Source organism: Microbacterium alkaliflavum (assembly GCF_044325405.1).
Lineage (GTDB): Bacteria > Actinomycetota > Actinomycetes > Actinomycetales > Microbacteriaceae > Microbacterium > Microbacterium alkaliflavum.
The window spans coordinates 1-14,511 of the sequence record NZ_JBIQWL010000008.1; the positions used below are offsets into that span (position 1 = coordinate 1).

Here is a 14,511-nt window from a genome sequence, read left to right on the forward strand (position 1 = left end):
CCACCGCCGAAGAACTCCAAGACCGCATCGCCGACGACCTCGCCACCCTCCTCGCCGAACGCTTCGACGAATCGCGGGACGAGGCATCCCCCGTTCCCAGATCCGGCGATTCCGTCGAACCGATGGCGGGCAGGGTGCCGGTGCCGTACACGACGACGATCGGTCGCGAGCACGATCTCGAGGCGGTCCGGGCGCTCCTGGCCGCGGACCACCGCGTCGTGAGCCTCATCGGGCCCGGCGGGATCGGCAAGAGCCGGCTCGCGATCGAGACGGCGCTCGGAAGCGCCGACATCTTCCCCGACGGCGTCTACTTCGTGCCGTTGGAGGGCGTGCTCGAGGCGGGCCTGCTGCTGCCGACCATCGCGTACTTCCTCAACATCCGCGACAACGGCGAGGCCGCCCTCGAAGAGCGCATCGCGCACGCCCTCGCGCAGCGCCGGGTGCTGGTGGTGCTCGACAACTTCGAGCAGATCGTGGATGCCGCGCCCCTGCTCGTGCGGCTCTACGATCTCGCGCCGCTCGCGACCTTCCTCGTGACGAGCCGCATCGTGCTGCGCATCCGCGGCGAACGGGTCTACGACGTCGGCGCGCTCGCCACGCCCGACGACACGGTGCCGACGTCGCTCGAGCGCGCCCGGCGGTCGACGGCCTGCAGCCTCTTCGTCGACCGCGCGGAGGCGGCGAAGCCGGGGTTCGAGCTGACCGAGGACAACGCGCGCGCCGTCGCCGACATCTGCCGCCGCCTCGAGGGGCTGCCTCTCGCGATCGAGCTCGCCGCAGCCAAGGTGAGGCTGCTGACGCCGCAGGCGATCGCGGAGCGGCTGGAGCAGAGCCTGCCGCTGCTCACGGCGGCCGTCCGCGACCTCCCCGAGCGCCACCGCACGATGCGCGCGACGATCGACTGGAGCGTGAGCCTGCTCCCCGAGGAGCAGCGCGACCTCATGGAGGACCTCGGCGTCTTCGCCCGGAGGTTCACCCTCGAGGCCGTGGAAGCCCTCGGCGCCGGACGCTCGTGGGACGGCCAGGGCATCGACGGCATCACGGCCCTCGTCGACGGCTCGCTCGTCAAGGCGACGGAGGTCGACGGGCGCACCGTGTACGCGCTGCTCGTGGTCGTGCGGGAGTACTCGCTCGGCCGCCTCAAGGAGCGCGGCGAGGCCGACCGCATGCGCGCCGCGCACGCCGACTACTACGGGTCGCTCGTGGAGCGCGTCGCCCCCGACCTCGGCGGCAGGCGACAGGCGGGCGCCGTCGCGGAGCTCGCCCTCGAGCTGCCCAATCTGCGCGCGGCCGAGCGCCACCTCATCTACACCGACCGCCTCGACGACGCGGGCCACTTCGCGTGGCGGCTGCTCATCTACTGGTGGATCGCCGGGTTCTTCGGCGAAGTGCGCGTGTGGATGCTCGAGCTCCTCGAGAAGGAGGCCCCGATCTCGCAGCACACGCGCGCCGTCGCGTGGTTCTTCGCGCTGTGGGGCGAGATGTGGCAGCGCCCCAGCGAACAGGTCGTCGCAGGACTCGGCGAGTGCGTGCGCCTGTTCGCCGAGAGCGGGGACGCCGATGCCTCGGCAATGGCGCTCGCCGCCCGCGCGACGGCGCGCGTGCAGTACTCCGACCTCGACGGGGAGAAGGCCGAAGCCGAGCTCACCGAGGCCGTCGCGCGCCTGCACGAGCACGGCAACAACTGGGCGGAGGCGATCACGCGCGTCTCGCTCGGGCGCCTCGCGTGGGTGCGCGGAGACACGGATGCCGCGCTCGAGCGCTTCGGCGAGGCGCTGGCCGTCTCGCGCGCGAGCGGCGACCTGTTCACGACGTCGGTGGGCGGCAACCTGCGCGCGCGGCTCAACTTCCTGCGCGGCGACGTCGAGGCGGCCGAGGCCGAGTTCATCGAGACGCTGCACCTGTCGATCCGGCTGCACTACGACGAGGGCGTCGCGTACGGCCTCGAGGGCGTGTGCGCCGTGGCCGCCGTCCGCGGCGACGCCTGGCGCGCCGGCGCCCTCGCGAAGGCGGCCGAGACGATCCGGCACCGCATCGGCGTGTTCGATGTCGAAGCGTTCACGGTGCACACGCCGCACCTCGCGGCGCTGCGCGAATCCGACCCCGACGGCGTCGCCGCAGGCGAGCTCGCGGGCGCCGATCTGACCGCCGCCGAGGCGATCGCCCTCGCCCTCCCCGAGTCCGAGCTCCGCCCCCTCGAGGGAGCCCTGCGGCACTGGTGACCCGCGCCGCGGCGCATCATCCCGTCCTCTCTCTCTTCCCTGTCCATAGCCCGTGCTCTCGCCGAAAGCCCACGCTCCGCACCGTGCACGACGTGGGCGCTCGGTGACAGCACGGGCTCTGGACGAGCGGCGCCGGGAGACGGTATCCACCCGGCGACTTCGTACGCACTCGCCGAGGCCACACGTCGTCGACGCGAACGACGTGTGTGCTGGGCGAGATCGTACGTAGTTGACGGAGGCCGGATCAGCGCGGAAGGGCGGACGACACGAGCTCGCCCGGCGGTAGCGCGACCGGGCGTCAGGACGCGAGATCGAGCAGGCGCGGGGTGCGCCCGTCCGGCGCAGCGGGGATCGCGGATCGGAACGCCCGCTGGTACTGCGACGGCGAGATCCCGAGGCGGGCGATGAACGCGCGGCGCATCCCCTCCGCGCTGCCGTAGCCCGCCTGCGCGGCGGTCGCCGTCACGCTCGCACCACCCTCGAGGTGTACCCGGGCGAGGTCGAAGCGCACGGCGTTGACGTACTCGGACGGCGACTGCCCGAGCTCTTCCCGGAAGCGGCGTGTCAGGTGGCGCGGGCTCACCGCGACCAGTCCGGCGAGGTCCGGTACGCTCCAGGTGCGCGCGGGATCCGCGTCGACGAGGTCGGTCGCCCGACGCACGATCGACGCCGGTTGGGCACGGGCGCGCAGCGGCACCGAATACTGCGACTGGCCGCCGGAGCGCTGCAGGTAGACGAGGAGCAGCTGGGCGACGTGCCGTGCCACGTCGGCGCCGTGATCGTCCTCGACCAGCGCGAGCGCGAGGTCGATGCCCGCCGCGACGCCGGCGGACGTCGAGACGTCGCCGTCTCGGACGAAGATCGCGTCCGGCTCGACGTGCACGCGCGGGTAGCGGCTCTGCAGCTCCGACGCGAACTTCCAGTGCGTCGTGGCGCGCTTGCCGTCGAGCGCACCGATCTCGGCGAGGACGAAGGCGCCGCTGCAGATGGAGACGACACGGCGTGCGCGCGATGCGAGGGCGGCTGTCGCATCCGTCAACGGCGCTCGGGCGAATTCGCGAGGCGGCAACTCGCTGCCCGGCACGATCACGGTGTCGAAGTCTCCGGCGTCGCCGGCCGATCCGTGCACCGAGACCGTGCTGCCGAGCGATGTCATCACCTCTCGCCCGTCGGGTGAGAGCAGCACGACCTCATAGCCCTGCACCGCCTGGTTGGCTTCGACGAACACCTCGGCCGGGCCCACGTAGTCGAGGCTCTTCACACCGTCGAAGAGCAGGAACGCGATTCTCCGGCGGGCGGGGGTCGAGCGCATACCGACATCCTTCTGGATGCCTCGTGCGCGTCCAATTCGGCCGTTCGATGACTGTCCATCCCGGTGTCCGCGAAGTGGTCCCGATTCGTGGGATGCGCGGCCGTTCTCGCGGGGCGCGGAGGCCGTGGTTCGGCGAGGCTCGAGGTGGCGCCGTCGCCCGTGACGGCTCCGGCGAGTGGGGCGACGGGTCGGCCCAGTGATCGCAAGGAGTCCCCCATGCCGACGTTCACCACCTCCGACGGCACCGAGATCCATTACACCGACTGGGGCACCGGGAAGCCGGTCGTGCTGAGCCACGGCTGGCCCCTGAGCTCAGACGCGTGGGCCGTCGAGTCCAAGCTGCTCGCCGACGCCGGATACCGCGCCATCGCCCACGATCGTCGCGGTCACGGCCGCTCGACCAACACCGACCGCGGGCACGACATGGACACCTACGCCCGGGACCTGGCCGAGCTCATCGAGCACCTCGACCTCACCGACCTCGTCGTGATCGGTCACTCGACGGGCGGCGGCGAGGTCGTCCGCTACGCCGCGCAGCACGGGAAGGGCCGCGTCCGGAAGGTCGTCACCGCCGGTGCCGTGCCGCCGATCATGGTCCAGTCCGAGACGAACCCCGAGGGCACGCCGATCGAAGCCTTCGACGGCATCCGCGCCGGTGTGCTCGCCGACCGCTCGCAGTTCTACAAGGACCTCGCGGTGCCGTTCTACGGCTTCAACCGCGAGGGTGCGGCGGTCTCGCAGGGTCTCATCGACGACTTCCAGCGCCAGGGGATGCTCGCCGGTCTCGCGGCCGCCTACGAGTGCGTCAAGGTGTTCTCCGAGACCGACTTCACCGACGACCTCGAAGCGCTGGAGGTGCCGATCCTGCTCGCGCACGGCTCGGACGACCAGATCGTGCCGATCGCGGCGGCCGCCGAGAAGTCGATCGCCCTCGTCTCGGAGGGCACGCTCAAGGTCTACGAGGGCGCCCCGCACGGCATCGCCGGCGAGTACCAGAAGGCGCTGATCGCGGACATCCTCGCGTTCATCGAGGACTGAACTCGCGGCGGGACCCGGGAGTCCGTCGAGGACTCCCGGGTCCCACGCGGCAGCATCCGTCGTCTCACTCGGTCCATAGCCCGTGCTCTCGGCGAGAGCCCACGCTGTGGACGTGGCACGACGTGGGCGTTCGGTGCCAGCACGGGCTTTGGAAGAGGAACGACGAGCTGGAAGTCGTCGCTCACGTCGCGCGGGCATGACGGAACCGGATGCGGCTGCCCGGCCGCGCCTGCGCGATCGCGTCGAGCGAGGCATCCGTCGCGACCGCGATCACGGGGTACCCGCCGGTCACGGGGCCGTCGGCGAGGAGGATGGTGGGCCGGCCCGTCGGCGGCACCTGGAGGGCGCCCGGCACCATGCCCTCGCTCGGCAGCTCACCCTCCCGCGCCCGGTCGAGCACGGGACCGTCGAGACGTACGCCGACGCGGTCCGCGTCGTTCGTGACGGTCCAGACGGCCTCGAACAGGTCGCGGAGAGCGGATGCCGCGAACCAGTCCGCCCGCGCTCCGGGGGCCAGCTCCACCTCGAGCCCGTCGTCGTGCGGCACGCCCCAGGGTGCGATCGCGGCAGGCGGGATGGGGAGGGATGCCTCGCCCGCGAGCGCGATCGCGGTGCCGGCATGGAGCGGCTCGGGGCCGAGCCCCGCGAGCAGGTCGGTCGCGCGGGAGCCGAGGACCGTGCGGGCGTCAAGCCCTCCGCGGACCGCGAGGTAGGCCCGGGCGCCGTGCGCGAACCAATCGAGGTGCAGCTCGGCGCCGGCGGCCCAGGCGTGCGCCTCGTACGGGTCGACCTCACGGCCGTCGAGCCGGACCGCCCCCCACGCACCCGCGACCGCGAACCAGAGGTCGGCCTCGGCGACGGCACGGAACCCGCCCATCGTGACCTCCACGCCCGCCGCGCCCTCGCGGTTGCCGACGAGGCGGTTCGCCGTGCGAAGTGCGCCGCGGTCGAGCGCACCCGAAGGCGCGACGCCGAGCGACGCGGCGCCGGGACGGCCGAGGTCCTGGATCGTCGCGAGCAGGCCCGGCTCGACGATCCGCAGGGCGGGGACGCGTGACGACGCGGCGGACCGGGTCTTCCCGGTCCCTGAGCTCAGGGCCCCCTGCTCCTCGGCGGCTCGGGCCCGACCCCTCGACAAGCTCGGGGACCGGGGGGAGGTCGAGGCCGCGCCAGTCGCCGAGCTCGGGGACCGGGGTGAGGTGGGGCGGAAGCGCACCTCCGTGCCCGGGGCGAGGAGAGCGGGGGACGCGGCATCCGGATCGAACAGCACGGTCCGGGTCGTCGCGATGAGCCGCCAACCGCCCGGCGTCTCGCGGGGATAGGCACCCGTGAAGCCGGCGGCGAGGCCGATCGCGCCGGCGGGCACGCGCGTACGGGGGCTCGCGAGGCGCGGCACGTCGAACCGCCAATCGTCGCTCACGAGATACCCGAATCCCGGTGCGAAGCCCGTGAACGCGACGGTCCACGCTGCCGCCGAGTGCCGGGCCACCAGCTCGTCGACGCCGAGCCCGAGCAGCGCGGCAGTCTCGGCGAGGTCGGGGCCGTCGTACACGGCGTCCAACTCGACGTGCGTCTGCGAGCCGGGGCGGGCCGCGGCATCCACTCCCCTCGCGGTCCGTTCGATCCACGCCCGCGCGGCCGCGAGCGCCGTCTGTCGCGGGTCGACGTGCACGAGCAGCGTACGGGCCGCCGGCACGAGGTCCACGACACCGGTGGGGCGCGACGCCGTGAGTGCGGCGTGCAGCGCGAGCACCTCGTCGAGCGACACGACCTCGGCGACGACCGCGCGCTCGCCCATCGGCAGGAGCCGCACCCTCACCACGGCGCGCGCACCTCGATGTTCTCGGCGTCGAGCGCGGACCGCACGGCGCGCGCCATGCTGACCGCCGCGGGCGAGTCGCCGTGCAGGCACAGGGATGCCGCGTCCGCCGCGATCTCGGAACCGTCGACCGCGACGACCACGCCGTCGCGCGCCAGCCGGACCGCGCGGGCCGCGACGAGCAGCGGATCGTCGAGGAGGGCGCCGGGCTCGCCGCGCGGCACGAGCGACCCATCGGGCCGGTAGCCGCGGTCGAGGAACGCCTCGCGCACGAACGGGAGGCCCGCCTCGGTCGCGGCGATGGTGACGGCGCCGTCGAGCCCGAGGATCGGGAGCGCGCGACCGAGCCGGGCCGACACGTCGGCGATCGCGGCGACGACGGCTGCGGCCTCACGCCGGCCCGTCGTGACCGAGTGGTACAGGGCGCCGTGCGGCTTGACGTAGCGCAGGTTCGCGCCGGCGTCGATCAGCTCCGCGAGCTGCGCCTCGACGCTCGCGCGCAGCGCGGCGGGCTCGATCTCGATTCGCGCCCGCCCGAAGCCCGCCTTGTCGGGGTACGAGGGGTGGCCGCCGACGGCCACGCCGAACCGGCCGGCGCGCTCGACGGCCTCGCGCATGGAGGCGGCATCCCCCGCGTGCCCGCCGCATGCGACGTTCGCACTGGAGATGACGGCGAACATCGCCTCGTCGTCGGCCGTCGGCACTCCGTCGACGGTCTCGCCGAGGTCGGCGTTGAGGTCGATGGCGCTCATGAATCCACGCTAGTCCGGCCCCTCGGCCCGCAAACCCGCACTCCGTGCTCGACACCACAGTCGATGGTCGGGAATCGGGTGTGGGCTGGGCGCGGGAGTGTGGTTCGGCACGGGATACCGTGGGAACCATGGCCAGGGCGCGACGGGAACCGACCGACGAACCGCAGACCCGGCTCTCCGACGGCACCCTCGCGCGCATCCTCCCGTCGGGATTCACGAGCGGCCACGAGCTCATCGTCGACGGCACGCCGCAGTCGCACGTCGACCTCGACGATCCGACGCACCTGCACTTCGAATACGTCGCACGGATGGGCGCGGTGATCGACAGGCTCAGGATGCCGGGACAGCCGCTCACGGCCGTGCATCTGGGCGCCGGCGCCCTGACGATCCCGCGCTACGTCGAGGCGACCAGGCCTGGCTCTCGTCAGCAGGTCATCGAGCTGGAGCCCGCGCTCGTCGATCTCGTGCGGGAGAACCTGCCGCTCCCGCGCGGCGCAGCGATCCGCGTGCGCATCGGCGACGCCCGCGACGGGCTCGGACGCCTCCCGGCCGCGCTCGTCGGCGCCGTCGATCTGCTCGTCTCCGACGTCTACTCGGGCGCCCAGACGCCGGCCCACCTCACGACCATCGAGTTCTACACGGCGGCGGCGCGACTCCTCGCGCCCGACGGGGTGCTGCTCGTCAACGTCGCCGACGGCGCGGGGCTGAGCTTCGCGCGGCGGCAGGTCGCGACCGTCCGGGCCGTGCTCGCCCACGTCGTCGTGCTCGCCGAGGTGCAGACGCTCAAGGGTCGCCGGTTCGGCAACCTCGTGATCGCGGCATCCCCCGCTCCACTGCCGACCGAGTGGCTGCCGCGCCTCATGGCCGCGGGACCCCATCCCGCGAAGGTCGCCCAGGGCACCGAGCTCGACGAGTTCGTGCGCGGAGCGCGGCCGGCGACCGACGTCGATGCGACGCCGTCGCCGAAGCCGTCGGCATCCGTCTTCGACCGCTGAACTTTCGATGAGGGATGCCGCGACCCGGCGTGCCGGGGCAGCACTGCCGAGGGGTGCGGGGCAGACTGGGACGGCGAACCGGTGAGAGCGGAAGGGAGTCGACGGTGAGCTATATCCACGGATACGACCCCGATACGCTTCGCGAACGGATCGACCCCCGCCAGTGCAAGGAGCGGCTCGACGAGATCGGCGAGCAGCGCTCTCTGGCGGCCCTCCTCGAGCGCGTCTGGCTGCTCAAGGTGCTCGACCGGCTCGACGACTCGCTCGTGCTGTCCGAGCAGTCGGTGCGGCTCGCGCGCATGGCGGGCACGCGCAAGGATCTGCTGCGGGCGCGCATCCTGCATGCGTCGGTCATGCAGCAGCGCGGCGCTTACGCCGCGGCCGAGCAGGAGCTCAACATGTGCGCGGAGGAGGCCGAGGGGCAGGGCTGGAGCGCCATCGCGGCGTTCGCCTACCAGCACCGCGGCAAGGTGCACTACGACGCGGAGGACTACGAGGCCTCGCGCGAAGACTTCAAGCGCGCGCTCTTCCTGCGGCAGGAGTCGGGTGCGACCGACGTCCAGCTCGAGTCGACGCTGCTGGCGATCGACGCCGCGGATCGACGACGCGCACGGGCCGTCGCCAGCTGAGTGTCGTAGGTCTGTTCTAGTCTCTCCGGCATGTCGGAATTGCATCGCGTCCGCCGATGGGCGGAGGCCCTCATCGCGGCCCACCTCGACGACTCCTGGTCGTTCGCATTCGACAACGCCAAGCGCCGCGCGGGGCAGTGCGACTACACGCGCAAGCGCATCACGGTCTCGCGGTACCTCGCGGCGCGCTACGACGACGACGACAACCATCAGACGCTCCTCCACGAGGTCGCCCACGCGATGGCCGGGCCGGATGCCGCGCACGGCGCGCGCTGGAAGGCCGTCGCCCGCGACCTCGGCTACACGGGCGGAGTGACGCATCACGGCGAGACGGCGACCGAGCTCGCCCCGTGGGTCGGAGTGTGCCCGTCGGGCCACACCGCGTACCGGCATCGGCGGCCGTCGCGCGCGACCTCATGCGTGAAGTGCGCGCCGCATTTCGACCAGCGGTTCCTGTTCACCTGGACCCGCCGCGAGATCAGCCCCGCGACGCGGCTCGCCGCGATGACCCCGCGCTGACCCCGGTCGCGCCGCGCCTTCGGTGGGCGCAGTCCGTCGCGTCGGCCGCCGGCACCGACGATACGCGCCCACCCAACGCGGGCCGTCCGGCGCAGCCGCGGCCTCAGCGGGCGCAGTCCGTCGCGTCACCCGCCGGCAACGACGATACGCGCCCACCCACCGGGCCGGTCCGGCGCAGCCGCGGCCTCAGTGGGCGCAGTCCGTCGCGTCACCCACCGGCAGCGCGATACGCGCCCACCCAACCGGGCCGGTCCGGCGCAGCCGCGGCCTCAGTGGGCGCAGTCCGTCGCGTCACCCACCGGCAGCGCGATACGCGCCCACCCAACCGGGCCGGTCCGGCGCAGCCGCGGCCTCAGTGGGCGCAGTCCGTCGCGTCACCCACCGGCAGCGCGATACGCGCCCACCCAACCGGGCCGGTCCGGCGCAGCCGCGGCCTCAGTGGGCGCAGTCCGTCGCGTCACCCACCGGCAGCGACGATACGCGCCCACCCAACCGGCCGGTCCGGCGCAGCCGCGGCCTCAGCGGGCGCAGTCGGTCGCGTCACCCGCCGGCACCGACGATACGCGCCCACCCAACCGGGCCGTCCGGCGCAGCCGCGGCCTCAGCGGGCGCAGTCCGTCGCGTCACCCGCCGGCACCGACGATACGCGCCCACCCAACGCGGCCGGCCCGACGCAGCCGCGCCTCCAGCGGGCGCAGTCGGTCGCGTCGGCCGACGAGCAGGGGAGGTCAGAGTGCGACGAAGGCGCCGTCGCGCAGCACGGGCACGGCCGATGACGCGTCGAGGGCCGCGGCGGCGCGCACCCCGTCGGCGCGCTCGGCGAGTGCGCGACCCGATCCGCTCGCCGTCAGCAGGTGCCGGGTCGCGCCGCGCAGCGCGCGGAAGGCCTCGCACGCGACCGCCGCCTCGGGTGAGGAGTGGTCGATCCCGCGGTCGGCGAGCGCCGCGATGATCGCCCCGGCTCCGAGGAGGTCTTCCACGGCGAACCGCGGCCCGTCGCCGCCGGCGATCACGGCGACGCTCGTGCGGGCACTGCGCCGCTTCTGCTCCGCGAGCACGGCGCCGGCGACCGCGGACGCGTTCGTCAGAGCGCCGACGAGCGTGAGCGCCGAGCCTCCCGCGAGCTCGCCGAACGGGGCGACGCCGGTGGAGGCATCCCGATCCAATGCCTCGATGACGTTCGTCGAGGCCTCGAGCACGTCCACGAGCACCACGACGTCGGCAGGAGCCAGACGGGCGAGCCCGTCCGCGCCCCATTCGAAGCGCACCTGGTACGTGGACTGGTCGAAAGGCGAAGACACCCCGACAGCCTAGGCGGGGTCGAGTGCGAGACTGGAGCATGCGCGTTCTGCTCAAGCTCGTGATCGACTGCGATGCGGATGCCGCGTGGCGGGCCGTCCACTCGCCCCGTGCGGTCGCCGAACTGTACGGTCCTCTGCTCGACCTCGATCCGCTCGTGCCGCACGGGCTGCCGACCTCATGGTCGCCCGGAGACGACGTGCCCGTGCAGCTCAGCGCCCTCGGCGTCGTGCCGATGGGGCGCCAGCTCATCCACATGAGCGAGCGCTTCGCCGACGGCCCGAGCGGCCCGGTCCGGATCTTCCGCGACAGCGGCATCCCGCTGACCGGTCCGCTGTCGAGCCTCGACGTGTGGGACCACCAGATGGCGGTCTCGCCCGCCCCCGGCGACCCGTCGCGCACGCTCTGGCGTGACCGGCTCGTCATCGGCGGGCCGACGGCGCCCGCGCTCTGGCCCGTGCTGTGGGGCGTGTGGCAGTGGCGCGCCGCGCGCATCCGCGCCCTCGCGCCGACATGGGCGCACGACCCGGAGCCGGCACCCACCGCCTGACCCGCGACCCGATCGCGGCCGGTACCCGGGACTCGATCGCGGCCGGTACCCGGGACCCGATCGCGGCCGGTACCCGGGACTCGATCGCGGCCGGTACCCGGGACCCGATCGCGGCCGGTCTCCGCGCCGATCGCGGCCGGTCGCCGCGCCGATCGCGGCCGGTCGCGCGCCGATCGCGGCATGACCGCGAAGCGGGATGCCGCGGCCGAAGCCGGGCCGCGGCATCCCGAACCGTCGCCGCCCCGAACGGCGACGGAACCTACTCCGCCAGCGCCTCGACGGGCGCGACGCGCGTGGCGAGCCGCGTCGGCACGACCGTCGCGACGAGGGTGAGCAGCGCCGTCGCGCCGACGACGATGACGACGGGCCAGATCGGCACGGCCGGCGCGACGAAGTTCATGACGCTCGGCGCCTCGGGGTCGATCGGCACCGAGCCGAGGAGCGACTGCGCGCCCGCCCATCCGTAGGCGACGCCGAGCACGAGGCCGGTCACGAGGGCGGCGATCGTGATGTGCGCGGCCTCGAGCAGCACGACGCGCCGCACCTGGCGGTTCGACAGCCCGAGCGCGCGGAGCAGCCCCAGCTCACGGCGGCGCTGCACGACCCCGAGCGTCAGGAGGTTGACGAGGCCGACGGCCGCGATGACCGCCGACACGGCGACGAGGCCCATCATGATGGCGGCGAACGAGTCGATGACCGTCGACATCTCGCTCGGCAGTTCCCCGCCCGCCGACACCGTGAGCACGGCCTTCACCGTCTCGAGGGCGACCGCGAACATCGTGACAAGGGTGACGCCCATGACGACGCCGATCGCCATGCGGCTCGAGCGCTCGGGATAGCGCAGCGCGTTCTCGGCCGCGAGCCGCGCGGTCGCCGACGACCCGAAGCAGCGGCCGACCAGGCGCAGGACGGGCGGCATGACGAGCGTCGCACCGAGCGCGAGTCCCGTGAACGACAGGATGCCGCCGATGAACGCGACCAAGACCCCGAGCGGCGTGTAAAGGCCCGCAAGGATGCCGAGGGCGAGCAGCGCTCCGCCCGCGACGAACAGCGCGAGGGCCGCGACGTGGCGTCCGCTGCGGCGGGCGATCGTCTCGCGGGATGCCTCGACCGAGCCGCCGAGCGCCTGCAGCGGCGTGACGGTGAGCACGCGGCGCGACCCCGCCCACGCGGCGGTCCACGTGGTGAGCGCGACGATCGCCGCGGGCAGGAGGAGCGCGCCCTGCACGACGGGATAAGAGACGCCGTCGAGCCCCAGGACGGCGGTCAGCACGGCGACGCCTGCGGCCGAGAGAAGGGTGCCGGCGACGAGTCCGACCAGTGCGCCTATGATCCCGACGACCAGGCCCTGCCGGGCGACCTCGCGACGCTGCGACCGCGCGGAGGCTCCGATGAGGCGCAGAAGTGCGATGCTCCGCGTGCGTCCGGCGACAACGGTCGAGAACGTGTTGGCGGTCACGATCGCCGCGACGTACACGGCGACGCCGACGAGCAGCGTCGTCATGAAGCTCAGCACGAACGCGAGCGTGCCACTGTCGCCGATGTACGGATCGGCGCGGAGCATCGCGCCGATGAACCCGGTCGCCGAGATCAGCACGACGCCGAAGGCGCTCGACAGCGCCGCGACGAGGATGCTCGCCCCCATGCCCCGTTCCCGAAGCCAGGCGAGGGAGCCGGATGACGCGACGCGCGGCATCCGCGTGTCCACAGCCGCGGCGGTCACGCCGGCACCTCGGCAGACCTGACGACGGGAATCGCGGACGTCGCGGGCGCAGTGCCGAGCTCGGCGGCGAGCATGTAGGCCGAGATCTCCTCGGCGCTCTGCCGCGGCTTGTCGGCCGTGATGCGACCGTCGCCGAGGAAGAGCACGCGGTCGGCATGGCTCGCGGCGACGGGGTCATGCGTGACCATCGCGATCGACTGGCCATGCTCACGAGTCGCCGTCTGCAGCAGCGCGAGCACCTCGCGTCCCGTGCGGGAGTCGAGGTTGCCGGTCGGCTCGTCGGCGAAGACGAGGTCGGGCGAGGTCGCGAGAGCGCGGGCGATCGCGACGCGCTGCTGCTGTCCGCCGGACAGCTCGTGAGGCCGGTGCCTCAGGCGGGAGGCCAGGCCGAGCGACTGGACGAGTCCGTCGATGCGAGCCCGCTCGAGAGCGCTCGGGCGGCGGCCGTCGAGGTCGAACGGCAGGAGGATGTTGGCCATCGCGTCCAGCGTCGGCACGAGGTTGAAGGCCTGGAACACGAACCCGACCCGCCGTCGGCGCAGGATCGTCAGCTCGAGGTCGCTGAGGCCCGTGATCTCGGTGTCGCCGATCCACGCGCGGCCGCCGGTGGGGGCATCCAGTCCGGCCATGATGTGCATGAGCGTGGACTTGCCCGAGCCGGACGGACCCATGATCGCGGTGAACTCCCCGCGGCGGATGCCGACGCTGACGCCGTCGAGGGCGGTCACCGCGCCCTCGCCCGAGCCGTATGTCTTGGTCAGCTGCTGCACCCGGGCCGCGAGGCCGAGGTCGGTCGATGAGATGTGCATGCTTCGACGCTAGGAATCGCGCCCGCGTGCGCGCGTCGGCCGCGAGAGGCATCCGCGTACATCTCGAGGATGATCCCGGGCGACGCCCCCTTCCCGCCGTCGGCGGCGGCCGCTAGCGTCGAGCCGAGTCCGCGGAAGGAGCCCGACGATGCCCGCAACTTCCCTGCCGCCGAGCGGCGACGTCCCGAAGGCCAAAACCTGCGATGCGAGCGGGATGGCCGAGATCCACCGCATGTACAAGGTGGGGTTCGGCGAGGCCCCCGACCTCGTGGGGCGCGTCGCGGACGGCGACCTCGCGCACGCCGGCGGCGTGGCCGACCAGCTGAACCTGCTCTCGGTCGCCCTGCACGCCCACCACGAGGGCGAGGATCAGCGGCTCTGGGCTCCTCTCGAAGAGCGCGCGCCGGCGTGCATCGTGCACGTCGAGCGAATGAAGCAGCACCACGCCGAGCTGCTCGTGCACCTCGACGAGCTCGACGCGGCGCTTCCTGCCTGGCGCCGCACGGCGAAGAAAGGGGATGCCGCGCCCGTCCTGGCAGCGATCGGCGGGATCAACCACGCCCTCGACGTGCACCTCCCCGACGAGGAGGCGAACATCGTCCCCGTCATGGAGACCGTCATCACGCAGAAGGAGGTCGACTGGTTCGGCGAGCACGGGAGAAAGGCGACGCCGAAGGGCCAGGCGTGGAACTCGCTCGGCCTCATCCTCGCGTCGCAGCCCGACGGCGGCGACGAGTGGATGCACAAGAGCCTTCCCGGCCCCGTGCGGCTGCTGTGGCGATGGGTCGGCAAGCCTCGCTACGAGAGACACCGCGCCGCCCTCGAGGGCCGCTGACCGTCAGGC

At 73.2% G+C, this 14,511-nt stretch carries 13 protein-coding genes; 7 read left to right on the forward strand and 6 right to left on the reverse strand.

All coding sequences use genetic code 11. The annotated features are described in order from the left end of the window. Positions 1–2,222 (forward strand): ATP-binding protein (locus ACH3VR_RS17585; RefSeq protein WP_397557618.1); only part of this gene is annotated, 2,222 nt, incomplete at its 5' end. Between the two features lie 298 nt (positions 2,223–2,520). Here ACH3VR_RS17585 and ACH3VR_RS17590 read toward each other — a convergent pair. Next, positions 2,521–3,534, reverse strand: a complete 1,014-nt coding sequence (locus ACH3VR_RS17590; protein ID WP_397557619.1) for a GlxA family transcriptional regulator — start codon at positions 3,532–3,534, stop codon at positions 2,521–2,523. A 216-nt stretch (positions 3,535–3,750) separates the two neighbouring features. On the opposite strand from ACH3VR_RS17590, the gene ACH3VR_RS17595 reads away from it, so the two are divergent. After that, complete coding sequence (locus ACH3VR_RS17595) at positions 3,751–4,572, forward strand: alpha/beta fold hydrolase (RefSeq protein WP_397557620.1); 822 nt, start codon at positions 3,751–3,753, stop codon at positions 4,570–4,572. Positions 4,573–4,753: 181 nt separating this feature from the next. On the opposite strand, the gene ACH3VR_RS17600 is transcribed toward ACH3VR_RS17595, so the two are convergent. Both ACH3VR_RS17600 and ACH3VR_RS17605 read right to left on the reverse strand, forming a co-directional pair. Next, positions 4,754–6,391: a 5-oxoprolinase subunit B/C family protein gene (locus ACH3VR_RS17600; RefSeq protein WP_397557621.1), complete on the reverse strand. Its 1,638-nt coding sequence runs from the start codon at positions 6,389–6,391 to the stop codon at positions 4,754–4,756. Then, positions 6,388–7,143: a LamB/YcsF family protein gene (locus ACH3VR_RS17605; protein ID WP_397557622.1), complete on the reverse strand. Its 756-nt coding sequence runs from the start codon at positions 7,141–7,143 to the stop codon at positions 6,388–6,390. The genes ACH3VR_RS17600 and ACH3VR_RS17605 overlap by 4 nt, the downstream gene beginning before the upstream one ends. Positions 7,144–7,271: 128 nt before the next feature. Between ACH3VR_RS17605 and ACH3VR_RS17610 the strand changes: the two genes are divergently transcribed. The 3 genes from ACH3VR_RS17610 to ACH3VR_RS17620 all read left to right on the forward strand — a co-directional run bounded on the left by ACH3VR_RS17610 (position 7,272) and on the right by ACH3VR_RS17620 (position 9,286). Beyond that, positions 7,272–8,138 carry a spermidine synthase gene (locus tag ACH3VR_RS17610; RefSeq protein ID WP_397557623.1) on the forward strand — a complete coding sequence of 289 codons (867 nt, stop codon included), beginning with the start codon at positions 7,272–7,274 and terminating at the stop codon, positions 8,136–8,138. A 104-nt stretch (positions 8,139–8,242) separates the two neighbouring features. Then, positions 8,243–8,767, forward strand: coding sequence for a hypothetical protein (locus ACH3VR_RS17615; protein ID WP_397557624.1), 525 nt, complete (start codon positions 8,243–8,245; stop codon positions 8,765–8,767). 30 nt (positions 8,768–8,797) lie between these two features. Then, the gene (locus ACH3VR_RS17620) at positions 8,798–9,286 is read left to right on the forward strand and encodes a SprT-like domain-containing protein (RefSeq protein WP_397557625.1); all 489 of its coding nucleotides are present in this window, start codon (positions 8,798–8,800) and stop codon (positions 9,284–9,286) included. Between the two features lie 728 nt (positions 9,287–10,014). On the opposite strand, the gene ACH3VR_RS17625 is transcribed toward ACH3VR_RS17620, so the two are convergent. Next, positions 10,015–10,587, reverse strand: coding sequence for a 2-phosphosulfolactate phosphatase (locus ACH3VR_RS17625; RefSeq protein WP_397557626.1), 573 nt, complete (start codon positions 10,585–10,587; stop codon positions 10,015–10,017). A gap of 38 nt (positions 10,588–10,625) precedes the next feature. Between ACH3VR_RS17625 and ACH3VR_RS17630 the strand changes: the two genes are divergently transcribed. Further along, complete coding sequence (locus ACH3VR_RS17630) at positions 10,626–11,135, forward strand: hypothetical protein (RefSeq protein WP_397557627.1); 510 nt, start codon at positions 10,626–10,628, stop codon at positions 11,133–11,135. A gap of 259 nt (positions 11,136–11,394) precedes the next feature. Here ACH3VR_RS17630 and ACH3VR_RS17635 read toward each other — a convergent pair whose 3' ends face one another. Beyond that, positions 11,395–12,831, reverse strand: a complete 1,437-nt coding sequence (locus tag ACH3VR_RS17635) for an ABC transporter permease (RefSeq protein WP_397557752.1) — start codon at positions 12,829–12,831, stop codon at positions 11,395–11,397. Positions 12,832–12,854: 23 nt separating this feature from the next. Continuing rightward, positions 12,855–13,667 (reverse strand): ABC transporter ATP-binding protein, encoded by an 813-nt coding sequence (locus ACH3VR_RS17640; RefSeq protein WP_397557628.1) that lies wholly within the window; start codon positions 13,665–13,667, stop codon positions 12,855–12,857. Positions 13,668–13,815: 148 nt separating this feature from the next. Between ACH3VR_RS17640 and ACH3VR_RS17645 the strand changes: the two genes are divergently transcribed. Beyond that, on the forward strand, positions 13,816–14,502 hold the full coding sequence (locus ACH3VR_RS17645; protein WP_397557629.1) for a hemerythrin domain-containing protein: 687 nt from the start codon (positions 13,816–13,818) through the stop codon (positions 14,500–14,502). Positions 14,503–14,511 lie beyond the last annotated feature (9 nt).